Origin of the sequence: Criblamydia sequanensis CRIB-18 (assembly GCF_000750955.1) — a bacterium.
GTDB classification, from domain to species: Bacteria; Chlamydiota; Chlamydiia; order Chlamydiales; family Criblamydiaceae; genus Criblamydia; species Criblamydia sequanensis.
This window is the reverse complement of record NZ_CCEJ010000001.1, coordinates 397852-413659: the sequence shown is the minus strand read 5'-3', so window position 1 is coordinate 413659 and position 15808 is coordinate 397852. Positions and strand designations below refer to the sequence as shown.

Below are 15808 nucleotides of genomic sequence, written 5' to 3'. Positions count from 1 at the left end.
TAGTAAGCAAGCCAAAGTCTTGGGTTTAAGCGGCTGTTAAAGTGTACATTACAAATAACTCTATAAGGATGATTTGTAATCTAGTTTCTAAAGAAGTCTATTGTCAGAAATAACTCTTCCCGATAGAAGCTAAAGAAAAGACAAAGAAGAAAAGATGTCTCTACTTATAAGCACCTTAAATTCAAAACAAATAGCGTTCGATGTCTCTTATATTGAACGTATTTTTTTGGCTGTCGAGATGACCCCCTTTCCCAAATCTCCCGATTATATCGCAGGGTTGATCAACATTCATGGGGAAGCAGTTTCTGTTTATGACCCTCGAATCCTTTTGAATCTCCCTCGTAAAGAGCTTGAGTTAAACGATCATTTCATCTTATGCCGTGTCTATCAAAAGCCTATGATCTTATGGGTTGACCACGTTCTTCTTGTCATACCCAAACCTAAAATTTTAACAGAAACTAAGTTTCAGAATCTTAAAAACGCACCTGCCGGCCAATCTGTTTTCCATGAAAAAGATCAATTAATCTTTCACTACGACCTTGAAAACCTAATCCCTTTAGAGGTCTTAAAGTGAGTAACATAAAACCCTTAAGAAAAATATCCCTCCCTCCCTCTCTTTTAGAGAAATTTACTTTTTTCATCTCAAAGGAAATAGGTCTTCATTTTCCGAAAGAAAAATGGGGCGATCTTGAAGAAAAAATCAAATCATTAACTGAATCCTTTGGATTTAATGATCCTAAAGCCTGGTTGCTTTGGTTTCTTGAAAAGCCGCTCATTAAAGAAGAACTCGATGTGATTGCCTATCAATTAACAATTGGAGAAACTTACTTTTTTCGCGATCATAGGATGTTTTCAGCTCTTGAAGAGCAAATACTTCCTGAAATTATAAAGAAAAATAGCAAAAGCCGCACTATCAGGATTTGGTCGGCCGGCTGCTGTACGGGAGAAGAGCCTTACTCCATTGCGATTCTTTTAACAAGAATGCCGGCTCTTAGAGACTGGAAAGTTGAGATCTTTGGAACGGACATTAATGAAGAATTTTTAAAAAAAGCAAAAAAAGGAAACTTTAAAAAGTGGTCTTTTCGAGCTATTTCTGAGGATATTAAAGCTCAATACTTTATAGAGAATGAAGAGGGAAGCTTCTCTCTATTGCCCAAGATTCGTGATAAGGTTCTCTTTTCTTTTTTCAATCTAGCCGATTTTTCAAGCAGGTCTTTTCAAAACATCGATTTGATCGTTTGCCACAATGTATTAATGTATTTTACAAAACCGCAAATTAGTAAAACCGTCAATCACTTTTATGAGTCATTAAATGAAGAAGGCTGGCTAAGTGTCTCAGCAATTGAAATGCCCTACATCTATCATGATCATTTAAAGATCTATAATTTTAAAGGAGCTTCCTTTTTTCGAAAATCGGAAGAGATAGTGAAGGAAAAAGAAACAGAGAAAGAAAAAGTCCAAAATGGCACCGCTTCTAAAATAATCACTCGTTCGATTCCTCCGATTAAACCAAATCTTGAAGAAGCCGTAGAACTTCTTGCTGTAAACGATCTATATGAGGAATGCCGTCAATTATTCTTAAAAAAACAATTTGCATCGGTTATTGAAAAACTTTCTTCACATCTCGCTTTGGAAAAGAAAAAGCCGCTTCATAAAGAACATTTTCAAGAAATACATTTATTGATACAAGCCTATGCCAACCAAGGCAAACTTGAAAAAGCTTTAATTCTCATTGAAGAACTCCTCCAGCTTGAAAAATTAAACCCCCACCTTCATTACCTGCATTCTGAAATACAGATGGCAAAGGGTGATTCTAAAAAAGCAATCAAATCTCTAACCCATACTCTTTTTTTAGATTCTAATTTCATTATGGCTCACTACACGCTTGGAATTCTTAAAAAAAGAGAAGGGGACGAAAAAGGATTTTTAAGACATAAAAAAGCTGCATTCGAACTTCTTGAAAAACTCCCCGAAGACCAGCTTGTAGAAGGAACAGAAGATTTATCAGTGGGGCAGCTTAAAGAGCTTATTTTAGCCCTGAAATAAGGAATCAGAGAACTATGGAAACCGACTCTACGGTTACTTTAAAAACCTTACTTAAGAAAAGAGCAAAAGAGCTTGCCAAACCAAAAGAAAGGCTTGACATAGATGAGAGTTTGGAAGTTCTTACCTTTAATCTATCAGATGAGCTTTACGGGATAGAAACAAAATATGCCAAAGAAGTTTTCCCTTTGAAAACAATTACACCTCTCCCTACAGCCCCTCCTTTTATTATGGGGCTTTCCAATTTAAGAAGAAGAATCATTTCTATCATTGATTTAAGGATTTTTTTTTCTTTAACCAAAAAAGTAACCGGCCATCCAAAAGCGATTTTAATCAGAGATCACGAAAAAGAGTTTGCCCTCTATTGCAATGAGGTTCTGGGGATAAGAAAAATTCTTTTAAAGGAGTTGCAAGTGTCATTGCCTACCTTGCATGGGATTAAGGAAGAGTTTTTGAAAGGTATCACAAAAGATCTCACGCTTCTCGATGGAAGCAAGCTTCTTAATAGCAAACACATGATTGTCGATGAGTTTGTGGAGACTTAAATGGATGTAAAGGATAAAGAATTTCAAGAACGACTGCTTTCAATTTTTCAAGAAGAAGCAAGCGATCACTTAAAAGCTATTTCAGATGGTCTTTTAAAGCTTGAGTCTGACTTAAAGCCAAATGAAAGAGATTCCCTTATAGAGCATATTTTTAGAGAAGCCCATAGCCTAAAAGGCGCTGCCAGATCGGTCGACTTACATAGCATTACAGAAATTTGTCAATCTTTAGAAAATGTCCTTTCGGCATGGAAACAAAAAAAAATTGACCAAAGCAAAACTTTATTCGATGTCCTTTATGATACCCTCGATTGCATACAAAAAGTCTTAAATCAAAATACTGACCCTTCGGATTCCAAAAGCCTTATTAAAAATTTAGAATCCCTTTCTGAAAATAAAACCATTAGTTTTGAAAGAAAGTCAAGCTCGATAAGTCAAGATAAAGCTCCTTTAGTTTCCCCCATAACTTCTCTAAAGACTTCAAAAGCGGAAGAAAAAACCATCCGCATCTCCATCTCAAAACTGGATCGTCTCTTTCAGGAGGGGGAAGAACTCTTGATTCTAAAATTGATTTCGGGTCAACAGCTTATAGATTTTAAACAACTCTCTTCAAGTCTTTCTAAAAGTGAAGAGGAAATTGCTTCTATCATTCAAGGGCTTTCACACTCAAAAGATGATGAGACTCTTAAAATCCTTCCTCTCTTGGAGAAATATTTTGAAAAAATCAGACAATGCCAAAATAAAATTAAGAATCTCATCCAAAATTCCCAGTACAATGACCATTTTGCAAGCGCCATGATCGACACCCATTTGGATGACTTGAAAAAGATCCTTATGCAGCCTATTAGCACTGTTTTTGATCCCATACCTCGCATGGTAAGAGACATTGCAAGTCAGCTTGGAAAAGAAATTCGTCTTGAATGCCGGGATAATGAAATTGAAATCGATAGACGTATCTTAGATGAAATTAAAGACCCTATTATCCATATCATTCGTAATGCTATTGATCATGGCATTGAATTGCCGGAAGCTCGTAAAGCGGAAGGCAAACCTTCTTTCGGAACGATTCAGATCATCGCCTCTGAGAGGGAAGGCAATAAGGTAGAGCTTAAGATCTCAGATGATGGGGTCGGAATAAATATTGAAAAACTAAAGAAAGCAGCACTCGATCTAAACATTATTTCCCTTGAAGAAGCGAATAGCTTGTCTCCAAAAGATGCTTTAGCTTTAGTTTTTGAGTCCGGACTTTCAACAAGCGAAAAAGTAACAGACCTATCAGGCCGCGGGCTTGGATTAAAAATTGTTTTGGAAAAAATTGACAAATTAGGGGGCCATCTCGATATCGACACCCATTTATCAAAAGGGACAACTTTGATCATCACTCTTCCCTTAACTCTTGCCACTTTTAGAGGAATTCATATCACGGTTTCAAACCGTTCCTATATTGTTCCGACCCATAATGTTAAAAGAGTCTTACGTCTAAAGTACCAAGACTTTAGAAAGGCTGAAAATTGCGAAACCCTAATAGTCGATGAAACACCCCTATCTTATGTTCATTTATCTCAACTTCTTAATGTAGAAGAAGATAAAAAGAAAGGGACAGAGCTTATTTATGGTTTGATATTAAATGCTTTTGATAAAGTCATTGTACTCGGTGTCGATGGCATTTTTGGAGAAGAAGAAGTTCTTGTGAAACCTTTAAGCAACCCTTGTAAAAGAATTAAAAATATTATGGCCGCGACGATTTTTGAAAACGGTACTATAGTGCCCATTCTTAATCCTCTAGATCTTATTCAATCAGCTAGTAAAACCAATGCAAGCTCTCTCTTTCAACAAGACCCAAATGACTTGGCAGCTCCTAAAACGATCCTGCTTGCAGAGGATTCGATTACCACAAGGCTTCTTTTAAAAAATACATTGGAAGCCTCTGGTTATAAGGTGATTACTGCGGTAAATGGATCTGAGGCGTTTGAGCGTTTAAAAACAAATGAAATCGACTTATTACTAACCGATGTTGAAATGCCTGTGATGGACGGGTTTACTTTGACAGAAATACTGAGAAGAATAGAGGCTTTCAAACACTTGCCTGTGATTCTTTGTACTTCAAAGGGTTCGAAAGAGGATAAGGAAAGAGGGATTGATCTTGGGGCTAATGCTTATTTAGATAAGAGCTCCTTTTCACAGGAACTGCTTCTATCCACCTTGCGTAAATTCTTGTAAAATTCTAATTTTTTCATTACACGAAAGGTATTCTCATCTTTTAAAACAGGTGTCATTTTCGTGTTTAATAACTTAACGATTACAACGCGACTTTATCTTTTAGCCGGCATTATGATCCTCACGATCCTAATTAATATCGCGATTGCGTATTTGGGGTTTGCGACAACGGAAAATGAAATCGCAAGGATGTATCGCGGCGGCATTAAAGATTCCAATTTTATTTCCGATATGAAGGATGAATTTCGATATAATATCCTTGACGCCGCAAAACAGCTTGAAGAAGGAAAAATAACATCCGCCGAGGCTCTTGAAAAAATCAAAAAAGCAGACATAAGGATTTCCGATTTATGGGAAACCTATCTTTCCAATCTAAAAAAAGAAAATGATCCCATGAAAGATAGCCCCACCATTGATAAAATCAATATTCTATTTAAAGAAAATAAAAATTTATTAGCGAATATTCAAGAAATTACAAAAAAAGGCAGCAAAGAAGAATTATCCGCTTATTACACAAAAGATCTTTACCCTTATTACTTAAATCTGGATCAACAACTTTCTTTTTTATTGGATGAGCATTTAAAAGAAACAAGCAGCGACTATGTCATTGCCAATAAAAACATCCAATCTGAAAAAAACATCATTTTATTTGTATTCCTTATCTCTCTTTTGTTAGCTTCCATTTTAGGATTTTATATAGCAAAAAGCATATCTACTCCTCTCAAAGCTGCCGTCCATGAAATCAATAAATTGGCCGCAGGCAATACTTCTTTAGAATTGCAAGATTTTTCTAAAAATGAAATCGGCTCTTTAATGAAGGCCATTCAAAAAATGGTGATCTCCAGTAAAAAAATGGCAGAAACTTTAGAAAACGTCTCGCAAGGCAATCTTGATGTAGAAACTGAAATTCGCTCTAAAGACGATACGCTTGGTAAAGCCCTGAACTTCATGAAAGATAATTTAAGAAAAATTGTAGGAAATATACAGACTGAAGTTTCAGCTCTTTCTTCCTCCAGCGAAGAAATTTTAGCATCGGTGTCACAAGCCTCTGCCGGAACTGCGGAAACGGCTGCAGCTGTAACAGAAACGACCACTACCATGGAAGAATTAAGACAAACCGCCCAACTATCGGCAGAAAAAGCAAAAGATGTTCTTGTTAACGTAGAAGGTACTCTTGATACGGTTAATACAAGCGATGCCCTTTTGCAAAGTACCATTTTAGACATGCATCAAATCAATGAAAAAATGAAAAGCATCTCTGATGGAATTATCAGGCTTAGCGAACATAATCAAGTGATTGGCCAGATTAATGACACAGTCAATGATATTGCCGAACAATCCAACCTGCTTGCGGTTAATGCGGCGATAGAAGCTGCTAAAGCCGGCGAACAAGGAAAAAGCTTTAATGTAGTTGCCCAAGAAATCAGAATGCTTGCTGAGCAATCTAAAAATGCGACGATTCAAATAAAAACCATCTTAAATGATATTCAAAATTCGACAAGTCATGCGGTTCTTGCAACAGAACAAGGGTCAAAAGCTGTAGATAAAGGTTTAAGCCAGGCTTTGATAACAAGCCAATCCATGGAAGTTTTAAAAAAGAGCATGGAAGAAGTGGCTCAAGCGGCTAAACAAATCGATATCTCATCGGGACAGCAATTTATCGGAATTGATCAAGTAGCGGTAGCTATTAATAATATTAATGATGCTTCTAAAGGGCATGTGCGACACATGAAGCAAATCGAGGATTCCGCCTTTTCATTAAACGATATTGGCAAATCTCTAAAAGATATTGTAGATCAATACAAACTAGAAGCGGCTACGCCTAAAAATTCTAAACTTGGAAAAGTTAAAAAAAAATATGAAAATGAATCACTTTAGATTTTGTTGGCATGCATGGTGTTAAATGTATTAATTGTTGAAGATTCAAAAACCTCCACTCAATTACTGATTCACGTTATTGAATCTGATCCGGACCTAAAAGTTGCTTATGCCGCAAAAAATGGCGAAGAGGCACTAGCATGGCTTCAAACTAATTTTTGTGATGTCATCACAATGGATATTCATATGCCGGGACAGGATGGGTTTGAAGTGACCCGGCAAATCATGAAAAATAAGCCAATCCCGATAATCATCATAAGTTCTGCTTATTCAGAAAAACACGTTGAATTAAGTTTTAAAGCAATGTCAGCGGGAGCTCTTGCCATTTTAGAAAAACCGGTGAGCCTTAAAGATTCTTCTTATACGGAAAAAGCGGATCTGATTGTTCAAACTATAAAAATGGTTGCCGGGATAAAATTAATCAAACGACGTTTTAACACCCAAAATCAACTTCAAGATGATGACCTTTTAAAAAAACTTCCTAAAAAAGATCTCGCAATAGAGGCGATAGCGATAGGCGCCTCGCTTGGAGGCCCTCCGGCGATTGCCTCGATTTTGTCCGAGCTAACAGAGTGCCCGGTCCCGATTTTTGTGGTTCAACATATCTCTTCCGGATTTACCGAGGGTTTTATTCAATGGTTAAAATCCAATTTAAGTTTACCGATCGTCATCCCAAGGAATTTAGAAAAAGCAAAACCTGGAGTTGTCTACATTCCGGGAGACCATTTTGATATAGAACTTATTAAAAATGGCATTATTACAACTGAGTTTTCTAACCATAAAGGCCCTAAGCCTTCGGTAAATAAGCTATTTTATTCAATGGCTAGCTGTTACGGAGAAAAATCAATTGGAGTTATTTTAACCGGAATGGGCGATGATGGAGCAAAAGGGCTATTGGAAATGAAAAAAAAGGGCGCTTATACAATTGCTCAAGATGAAGAAAGTTCTATCCTTTTTGGTATGGCTCAAGAAGCCATCTTTCTTAAGGCCGTTACAGAAGTGCTCCCCTTAAACTCGATTGGCAGGAAAATAAAGTATTTATTAGAAAGATCAAAAAATGCTCTTTCAAGGGAATTATGAATATGAATGAGGATTTATTTTCGAATATGAACGTTTTAATTGTTGAAGATAGCCCAACTCAAGCCATTCTTTTAAAAGAAGCGTTAGAAAGGCACCATCTAAAAGCCCATATCGCAAAAGACGGTTATGAAGCTCTTCAAGAATTGCAAAAAAGCTTGCCTGATATTGTGATTAGCGACATCGAAATGCCCCGGCTGAATGGTTATGATGTTTGTAAACACATTAAAAGTGATGAAAGCTTGAAAGCCATACCTGTAATTTTGCTTACTAATCTCACTAATTCTATGGACGTCATAAAAGGCATTGAGTGCGGCGCAGACAGTTTTTTGACAAAACCTTTTGAGATTAATTTCCTTTTATCCACCATTCATGATGTTTTAGAAAACAGAAAATTGCATAGAACATCGGAGCAGGAAAAAAAAACCTCCTTTTATTTCAGCGGCCAGCGTCACTTTCTTCAGGTCAATCAAGTCCAAATTATGGATCTTTTATTGTCCACTTATTCTAATGCGGTCCAAAAAAATAACGAGCTTGAGAAAGCTTACCGCAATTTAAACTTAATCCACGAAGAACTAGAGAAAAAAAATGATGAGCTTAACGATTTAAATATCCAAAAAAATCAGTTTATCGGCATGGCAGCTCACGATTTAAGAAACCCTCTTACCGTTATCAAGGGCTATAGTGATTTACTATTAACCAGGCTGAGTGACAAAGTAGATAAGGATTCGCTAAGGATATTAGAAAGAATCCAATCTTCCAGTTCCTTTATGCTTCGTCTAATCAATGATATGTTAGATATCTCTGTCATAGAATCAGGTACGGTATCCTTGCATAAATCTGATGTAAAAATGGCGGATTTGATTCAAGAAAGCATCATCCTTCATCAATCCGGCGCGAAAAAAAAGAACGTAAAACTTATTTTTAATTGTAAAAATAGTGGGCTCATTGTCCATTGCGATGCCAATAAAATGTCTCAAATTTTAAATAATCTCATAAGTAACGCCATTAAATTTTCAAATGAAAATGGCATCGTAGAAATTTCTTTAGAATCAAAAGATAACGACATTCTTCTTTCGGTAAAAGATTCAGGAGTTGGGATTTCCCCTGAAATGAAAGAGCAGCTTTTTCAGCCTTTTGCCAAATCCCATGCCCAAGGAACTCATGGGGAAAAAGGAACCGGGCTTGGGCTTGCGATTGTCCAAAAAATTATAGAAGAACATAAAGGAAAAATTTGGTTTAAAAGTGATTCCGGAGAAGGCACCACCTTTTTTGCCTCGATTCCCAATACAAAATAAAACAAGCGGGTTACATGGACTTTTTTCAATTACAAGACTTGCCTGCCGATCAAATCAAAGGCTATTTCGATCTAAAGCTTGTGATTGTCTCTTATGTGGTAGCAGTTTTTGCATCCTATGTAGCCCTAGATATCGCCTGGAATTTAAGAAACACGCTTGCCAATAAATGGAATTACGCTTTTTGGCTAATCGGAGGCTCTCTCGCCATGGGGCTTGGCATTTGGACGATGCACTTTATAGGCATGGAGGCTTTTAAAACTCCTATGGTCATGACCTATGACCCTTTTCTCACTTTTTTTTCTCTTGTTATAGCAGTTTTAGCCTCCGGATTTGCACTATTTAAAGTCACAAGAACTTTTGCATTAACTAATGTCTCAATCTTTATTAGCGCATGTTTAATGGGTCTTGGAATTGCTTCCATGCATTATGTAGGAATGGCAGCTATGGAGCATATCCATATTAGCTATATACCTTCTCTATTCTTCATTTCGATTGCAATTGCAATCTTAGCCTCCCTTGCAGCTATTTGGCTTTTAATTAAGGCCTACGCTAATCCGGCTCTTTCCCGCTTTAACTTTTTTAGCGCGCTCCTCATGGGCGCTGCCATTTGCGGGATGCACTATGTCGGGATGTTCGCCTCTGTAATGACACCGCTTGTTTCTATGCATGAAGCTCCTGTCATTTCAAATCCATTGGGGATGCACCCTCTTTTTATTGGAGCAACTACCTTTCTTATTATGCTGATTTTTTATGTTCTTTCTACAAATAGACAAAAATTTGTCCTGACCTTGCAGAGAAAAAACGAAAATTTATTAGAAAAAGAAAAAGAGCTCTCAGAAGCGAATGAAAAGTTAAATAAGTACGCCAATTATCTTTTAGACAAAGAGAGAAAAACAAGCGCTATCCTAACCGCTGCAGCCGATGGCATTATTTCATTTAATGAAGATAAAAAAATTGAAATGGCCAATATCGCCGCAAATAACATTTTTGGGTATGAGCGCGATGAAATTCTAGGTAAATCTATTTCTGATGTGATTGCTCTTTCAAATATTTCTGCAGAAACATTTTTTACAGGTGTTATTGCCAGTGAAAAATCACCTATTGAACTTATTGGAATAAAAAAAAATGGAGATTTATTTTACTGCGAGCTAGCGTTTTCAAAATTAAAACTCTCGCAAGGAAATTCTTATATTATGGTGATAAGGGATATTTCTGAGCGAAAATCTGCCAAGCTCAAATTGGAAGAAATCAATTTAAAACTTATGAATAGCTTAACTGAATTAGAAGATGCAAGAAATAGAGCCGAAGCTGCAAATGTTGCTAAATCTAATTTTCTTGCAAACATGAGCCATGAAATAAGAACGCCTCTTAATGTTATTATCGGAACAGCCGAGTTGCTATCAAGATCCGAGCTTGGCATAAAAGAAAAAAAATATGCCAATCGCATTTATCTTTCTTCACAAATCCTTCTTAAGTTAATTACAGATATTTTAGATTTTTCAAAAATTGAATCGGGTGAGGTAAGCCTTGAAACCATTCCTTGTAATTTTACAAGCCTTGTAAAAGAAGTGATTGAAAGCTTTGAAGAAAGGGCTGAAGAAAAAAATTTAAAAATAATTGTAGAATTAATGGATGAAAAAGAAGCTAATATCATCAGCGATCCTCTTAGAATTAAACAGCTTCTCATTAATTTAATCAGTAATGCCATTAAATTTACAGAGAAGGGCTATATTAAAATTCACTCTTCTTCAAAACCGATTAATGATTCTCAAATTCTGGTTCGCCTTACTATTGAAGATACAGGCATCGGCATTGAGCGGAAGGATTTTAAAAGTATTTTTAAAAAATTCTCTCAAGCGGACACTTCTTCAACAAGACGGTTTGGAGGAGCTGGGCTTGGCCTTGCCATATGCAAAGAAATTGCAGAACTATTAGGCGGAACAATTAATTTTGAAAGCAGTTTTGGGAAAGGTTCGACCTTCTGGTTCGAAATTCCATTTTTAATGGATAAAGAACCTGAAACCCAAAAATAGATTCTAATTTATATTTCTTGAAAAGAATAAGTTTGTTTTGCAACTTAACCCCATTATTGAAAAGAGCTTTAAGACATGACCGAAAAAAAAACCATTCTTCTCGCAGAAGACAATTATGACAATCAGGAATTGATGAAAGATATTTTTGAAACCTTACAATATGAGGTGGATATCGCAAACGATGGAGAAGAGGCATTAGAAAAATGGAAGAACAATAAATATGATTTAATTATTTTAGATCTTCACATGCCAAAAAAAGACGGGTTTCAAGTCTCAATGGAAATCCGGGCTCTTGAAGGGCAAAAATCAAGAATTCCAATTATTGCTCTTACAGCTAGCGCTCTTGCAAGCGATCGCCAAAAATGTCTTGAGTTCGGGATGGATGATCATATCAGTAAACCAATCGATCTTGACATGCTTGAAAAAAAGCTAAAGAAAATCCTTCATAATAAATAAAAGAGATTTTACCCGATATTTTTCGTTCCGCTCAGCGGTTTAAAGAAGCGATCCTCTTAAAAAAAACATAGCTATTAGAAAATAAATGACAATTCCTGTCACATCCACAAGAGTTGCCACAAGCGGTGCTGATGAAGTTGCCGGATCGGCATTCAATTTTTTTAAGATTAAAGGAAGCATAGAGCCTGTAAAAGATCCCCAAAAAACTACGCCAATGAGGGAAAAAAATAAAGTGGCAGCAATTAGAAACCAATGCTCCCCATAAATTGAGCTTGCCGTTCCCCAAATAGCTACTCTAAAAAAACCAATGACCCCAAGAATAAAACCAAGAAATAGGCCGGTTGATGCTTCTCTTTTCATGACTTTCCACCAATCGGCTGTCTTTATTTCATCTAAAGCCATGGCCCGAATAATCAAGGTAGAAGACTGAGAGCCGGCATTTCCTCCGCTTGAAATAATAAGAGGGAGAAATAGAGCTAAAACGACTGCTTGCGCAATTTCTGCTTCAAAAAAAGCCATAGCGGAAGCGGTTAACATTTCACCTGCGAATAAAAGAACAAGCCATCTCGCTCTTTTTTTTATGAGCTCAAAAAAAGGAGTTTCCATATAGGGTTCATCAAGTGCCTCCGACCCCCCGACTTTTTGCAAAGTTTCCGTGTTTTTTTGTGAAGAAAGCCTTAAAATATCATCTATTGTCACAATCCCAAGAAGAATACCTTCTTCATCTACAACCGGAAGAGCGACCCGATCATGCAATTTAAATAAGTCGATCGCTTCTTGAGCTTTATCCATATCTTGCAAAGCAATAAATTTATAATCGACAATTTGAGAGACATTAGACCCTTTAGGGGCAAAAAATAACTCTTGTATTTGTATTTCGCCGATCAAAGCATCTTTTTCATCAATGGCATAAAGGACGTTAACCGCTTCACTATAATGGCCATACTCTCGTATTTGCTCGAGCACCCTTTCAATTGTCCAAGTCATCTTGACAGCGATATAATCAGTTGTCATCAAACGGCCGACACTCTCTTCCGGATAGCCAAGCAAAGTTAAAGCGAGGGTTCTTTCCTTATTCGGAAGCAGCTTGATGTATTCATCGACTGTCGTTCTTGGCAAATCTTCAAGTAAAGCGGTTCTATCGTCGGGTGACATTTCAGTAAGCATGCTTGCAAGAAGAGGAGAGGGCAGAGAGTCTAAAATCATTTTTTGTGTTTTTAAAGACAGGTACTCAAAAGTTTCTGCGGCAAGATGGGGCTCTAATAAACTAAAGATGAAAACTTGGTTTTCTTCTGTTTTATTAGCTAATAACTCTGCCACTTCAAATCCCGAGAAAGTGCTTAACACTTCTTTTAACGACTGAACATCCTTTCTATGGATGAGCGAGGAGACTGTAGAGGAAGAATCATTCATCGGAAAGCCTTTCTTTTAATGGCAAAATACACTAAACCACTCATGTATGATAAAAAAACATTTACCATGAAGAATCCGCTATTCCTAGTTCTTTTTTTCCTAACCGCTCATTTTTCTTTAGAAGCTACCCCCTCTTCTCTTTTTTGGACGGTATGCACAACCGATGTCTATGAAACAGGCATCGGCCACACAGATGTCGATAATTACTTTACCGTTTTTAATCGACGGGGAGAGGGATCTTATTTTGCCCCTGATGTAGGTTTGGAGCTTGGTCTTTTTACAATTTCTGATCTTAGCATGGAAGCCGGCTTTGATTATTACGGAGGCTCCGATGATCCGCTAACTTTGAATGCAAAAATAGGTGTAAAAGAAAACATCTTATTTCAAAATGCCCCTTCTGCAAGTGTCGGAATTTTTAATGTCGGAACAAGAACTCGGACAAAAGATCGGACCAATCAAAATATTGTCGACTGGATTATAGGAAAAACTTTGCCGGATTGGATTGGAGGAGGAAGGCTATTTTTAGGGGCTTTTTCGGGCAGTCGAGCCATGGGCAAAAACCGTCAAGGATTCATGATTGGCTATAGCAGGTCATTTTGTGAGGCCCTTTACTGCGGCAAAACCCCTTATTTTAAATGGCAACTCAATTGTGATTATGCATCAGGAAAAAATAGCATCGGAGGAGGAAGCCTTGGCATCTATTACTTTTTTACTCCCCTGATCTCAATTGCTTGGGGACCCGTCTTCTTTAATGACACCCATTTTAACGGAAAGTGGAAGTGGTCGGTGCAAATAGACATTAGCTTTGAGGTTTTTAAACCGTGATTTCAAGCTAAAAAATAGGAGGCGATAGACTTTTAAAAATCCGGGATCGAATGTAAACAAATGAAGCAGAATCATACCGAATGTTAAATCGGCGAAGTCAAGCAACAAAAGAAGCGATAGGTGCATTAAAAAAAGAGCCAGCCATATCCAAGGCCTTATTTTCTTAAATAACGCTAAAAGGGCGAATAAGAGTTCCAAAAGCAGCGCGCTATAAGTAAACGACATCAAAAAGAACTTGGGCATCATTAACAAAATATCTCTAAATTTCGTAAGACGCACAAGCGGGTTTTTTAAAATAAGTTCGATTGCGCTACCATCCATCCAAGAAGGCGAACCAAGCTTCATATAACCGCTATAGGAATACCCGACCGACATGGCAACCCAACCTGCCAAAAAAAGGAAATTAGGCATCCTCCAATCTTTTTTTTCTTTAACTCTTGGAATAGCGGCAAAGCCAAGTAAAAGCCACCCTACATAAGGAAGGCTTGGATTTGAGATAAAGGGATTCCGATCAAAAAAGCAAGTTAAGATATACCAGAGGATAAGTGATGCAAACCTATCCCCTTTTCCGAAAAAAAGACAAACACTTCCAAACACGCCTAAAAGAGTCAAAAGAATTACGGTTTCCGGTGAATCATTTATCCATAGGATATTCGGGAATAAAAAGAAAAGAGGGCTTAAAGAAGCATTTGGAAGCATGCCTTGATTTGAAAAAAGCTCTTTTGTAAAGGGCAGAAGCTCTAAAAAATGAATGAAAATATAAAGACCGAAAGAAGCGCGAAAAAAAAGGTAATAGTTATAGGTCCATTTATTTTCCATCGATCTTAACTTCTTTGATTAAATTTAATCCTGATGTTTCGCTTCTTGGAACCACCTCAATATAAAGGTCTGAGCCGATAGTATTTTGATCTATCCCAAGCTCTTTAAAAAAAGAACCTTTCTCGCTGACAGCATATGACAAGATGGCTTCGTAGGCGGGAGTAAGAATGGCATTTTTAGAAAACACCGGACCGTAAGATAAAATAGCGCCATAGACATTGCGTCTGTTATAAGGTCCCTTAAATTTTTTGGCAAGCTCAGGGGTTAGCTTTTGCTTTTGCCAAAGGCCTTGTTTATCTTGCCAGGTCAAGTAAAATTCTGAAGAAAAAGTTTCAAGGCTATCTATAGAAGAAAAAACTTTAGGAGCCGGAGATGCCCCAAAAGAAGCCCCAATGGCTTTTAAGACAGGAATGTTAAAAATATCCCCTGACATTTGCAAAAGGCTTAAGGCCATCAGGAAAAGGGCGACCCCTTTTCTACTTTTTGGGGCTATTAATTTATTCTTTAGAAACATCGATTCCTTTAAGCATATCCATAAAGCGATTTTCTTGTTCTTCTCCAAGCCCGCATTTTCCATCCCAACTCTTTGGATTTTTAAAAGTTCCAAAGAGCATGTCCCACAAGGGCAAATCAGAGTAGTTGTAAGAATGAACGCCGTCTTGATGATGAATGCAATGGCTTTCCGGTCTTTGAAAGATAAACCCGAGCCAATAAGGAGTCTTAATATTCCAGTGATAAAAAAGCTCTGCAAGTCCCGATAATAAAACAGCATTTGCCGCAGCCTCCCGGCTGAGCCCAAGCATGGGGTAAAGGATCAAACTGCAAATAAAACTATCGGCAAGTAGCTCAAAAGGGTGTTTGTAAAAGGCAGTCGCAATTTCAAGCCGGCTCGGGCTATGGTGAAGCTGATGGAAAAATCGCCATAGAAAATCGCTTTTATGGCGCCACCTGTGCCACCAATAAAAGATAAAAGTGATGACAAGGTAGCCTAACATCCCGCCAAAAAAAGGACTCAAATGAGAGAGAAAACCATGATGCCACTTTAAAAAAAATCGATCCCATGTAAGGCCGGCTAAATAAACAACCCCTACTTGAAATCCATTAAGCAGACAAGCTCTCTGCCACCAATGTCTTACTATGGGCCAATTTCTTCCCGGAATCTTTGTTTCATAGATGATCATAAAAACAGCAACTATGAAAACAAATG

At 37.3% G+C, this 15808-nt stretch carries 14 protein-coding genes; 10 read left to right on the top strand and 4 right to left on the bottom strand.

Annotation, left to right across the window (positions count from 1 at the left end; all coding sequences use genetic code 11):
• Positions 1 to 154 precede the first annotated feature (154 nt).
• The 9 genes from CSEC_RS01705 to CSEC_RS01665 all read left to right on the top strand — a co-directional run bounded on the left by CSEC_RS01705 (position 155) and on the right by CSEC_RS01665 (position 11544).
• Entirely contained in the window at positions 155 to 574 is a 420-nt protein-coding gene (locus CSEC_RS01705; RefSeq protein ID WP_041016659.1) for a chemotaxis protein CheW, read from the top strand.
• Entirely contained in the window at positions 571 to 2046 is a 1476-nt protein-coding gene (locus CSEC_RS01700) for a CheR family methyltransferase (protein ID WP_041016658.1), read from the top strand. The genes CSEC_RS01705 and CSEC_RS01700 overlap by 4 nt, the downstream gene beginning before the upstream one ends.
• Positions 2047 to 2060: 14 nt before the next feature.
• Positions 2061 to 2588: a chemotaxis protein CheW gene (locus CSEC_RS01695; protein WP_041016657.1), complete on the top strand. Its 528-nt coding sequence runs from the start codon at positions 2061 to 2063 to the stop codon at positions 2586 to 2588.
• Positions 2589 to 4805, top strand: coding sequence for a hybrid sensor histidine kinase/response regulator (locus CSEC_RS01690; RefSeq protein ID WP_041016656.1), 2217 nt, complete (start codon positions 2589 to 2591; stop codon positions 4803 to 4805).
• A 60-nt stretch (positions 4806 to 4865) separates the two neighbouring features.
• Positions 4866 to 6680, top strand: coding sequence for a HAMP domain-containing methyl-accepting chemotaxis protein (locus CSEC_RS12505; RefSeq protein ID WP_053331675.1), 1815 nt, complete (start codon positions 4866 to 4868; stop codon positions 6678 to 6680).
• Between the two features lie 15 nt (positions 6681 to 6695).
• A complete protein-coding gene (locus CSEC_RS01680; protein WP_053331674.1) occupies positions 6696 to 7760 on the top strand; it encodes a chemotaxis protein CheB in 1065 nt (354 codons plus the stop codon).
• The gene (locus CSEC_RS12500; protein WP_079977933.1) at positions 7757 to 9055 is read left to right on the top strand and encodes a hybrid sensor histidine kinase/response regulator; all 1299 of its coding nucleotides are present in this window, start codon (positions 7757 to 7759) and stop codon (positions 9053 to 9055) included. Before CSEC_RS01680 ends, CSEC_RS12500 begins: the two co-directional genes overlap by 4 nt.
• A 14-nt stretch (positions 9056 to 9069) precedes the next feature.
• The gene (locus tag CSEC_RS01670) at positions 9070 to 11088 is read left to right on the top strand and encodes an MHYT domain-containing protein (RefSeq protein WP_041016655.1); all 2019 of its coding nucleotides are present in this window, start codon (positions 9070 to 9072) and stop codon (positions 11086 to 11088) included.
• A gap of 75 nt (positions 11089 to 11163) precedes the next feature.
• Positions 11164 to 11544, top strand: coding sequence for a response regulator (locus CSEC_RS01665; RefSeq protein ID WP_041016654.1), 381 nt, complete (start codon positions 11164 to 11166; stop codon positions 11542 to 11544).
• Between the two features lie 39 nt (positions 11545 to 11583).
• On the opposite strand, the gene mgtE is transcribed toward CSEC_RS01665, so the two are convergent.
• Positions 11584 to 12957: a magnesium transporter gene (gene mgtE, locus CSEC_RS01660; protein ID WP_041016653.1), complete on the bottom strand. Its 1374-nt coding sequence runs from the start codon at positions 12955 to 12957 to the stop codon at positions 11584 to 11586.
• Between the two features lie 66 nt (positions 12958 to 13023).
• On the opposite strand from mgtE, the gene CSEC_RS01655 reads away from it, so the two are divergent.
• A complete protein-coding gene (locus CSEC_RS01655; RefSeq protein WP_154017596.1) occupies positions 13024 to 13782 on the top strand; it encodes a hypothetical protein in 759 nt (252 codons plus the stop codon).
• Here the strand turns inward: CSEC_RS01655 and CSEC_RS01650 are convergent.
• Genes CSEC_RS01650 through CSEC_RS01640 form a run of 3 tightly spaced genes read right to left on the bottom strand, consistent with a single transcriptional unit; the run spans position 13681 to position 15782 of the window.
• Positions 13681 to 14601 (bottom strand): hypothetical protein, encoded by a 921-nt coding sequence (locus CSEC_RS01650; protein ID WP_041016651.1) that lies wholly within the window; start codon positions 14599 to 14601, stop codon positions 13681 to 13683. The genes CSEC_RS01655 and CSEC_RS01650 overlap by 102 nt on opposite strands.
• Positions 14591 to 15115 carry a hypothetical protein gene (locus tag CSEC_RS01645; protein ID WP_041016650.1) on the bottom strand — a complete coding sequence of 175 codons (525 nt, stop codon included), beginning with the start codon at positions 15113 to 15115 and terminating at the stop codon, positions 14591 to 14593. The genes CSEC_RS01650 and CSEC_RS01645 overlap by 11 nt, the downstream gene beginning before the upstream one ends.
• A complete protein-coding gene (locus CSEC_RS01640) occupies positions 15099 to 15782 on the bottom strand; it encodes a sterol desaturase family protein (RefSeq protein ID WP_041016649.1) in 684 nt (227 codons plus the stop codon). Before CSEC_RS01640 ends, CSEC_RS01645 begins: the two co-directional genes overlap by 17 nt.
• Positions 15783 to 15808 lie beyond the last annotated feature (26 nt).

Excerpts from the sequence above, each read along its gene's own strand:
- CSEC_RS01695 (WP_041016657.1), top strand. The coding sequence starts at position 2,061 with ATGGAAACCGACTCTACGGTTACTTTAAAAACCTTACTTAAGAAAAGA.
- CSEC_RS01645 (WP_041016650.1), bottom strand. The coding sequence starts at position 15,115 with ATGTTTCTAAAGAATAAATTAATAGCCCCAAAAAGTAGAAAAGGGGTC.
- CSEC_RS01650 (WP_041016651.1), bottom strand. The coding sequence starts at position 14,601 with ATGGAAAATAAATGGACCTATAACTATTACCTTTTTTTTCGCGCTTCT.
- CSEC_RS01665 (WP_041016654.1), top strand. The coding sequence starts at position 11,164 with ATGACCGAAAAAAAAACCATTCTTCTCGCAGAAGACAATTATGACAAT.
- CSEC_RS12500 (WP_079977933.1), top strand. The coding sequence starts at position 7,757 with ATGAATATGAATGAGGATTTATTTTCGAATATGAACGTTTTAATTGTT.
- CSEC_RS01640 (WP_041016649.1), bottom strand. The coding sequence starts at position 15,782 with ATGATCATCTATGAAACAAAGATTCCGGGAAGAAATTGGCCCATAGTA.
- mgtE (WP_041016653.1), bottom strand. The coding sequence starts at position 12,957 with ATGAATGATTCTTCCTCTACAGTCTCCTCGCTCATCCATAGAAAGGAT.
- CSEC_RS01670 (WP_041016655.1), top strand. The coding sequence starts at position 9,070 with ATGGACTTTTTTCAATTACAAGACTTGCCTGCCGATCAAATCAAAGGC.
- CSEC_RS01680 (WP_053331674.1), top strand. The coding sequence starts at position 6,696 with ATGGTGTTAAATGTATTAATTGTTGAAGATTCAAAAACCTCCACTCAA.
- CSEC_RS01690 (WP_041016656.1), top strand. The coding sequence starts at position 2,589 with ATGGATGTAAAGGATAAAGAATTTCAAGAACGACTGCTTTCAATTTTT.
- CSEC_RS01705 (WP_041016659.1), top strand. The coding sequence starts at position 155 with ATGTCTCTACTTATAAGCACCTTAAATTCAAAACAAATAGCGTTCGAT.
- CSEC_RS01655 (WP_154017596.1), top strand. The coding sequence starts at position 13,024 with ATGAAGAATCCGCTATTCCTAGTTCTTTTTTTCCTAACCGCTCATTTT.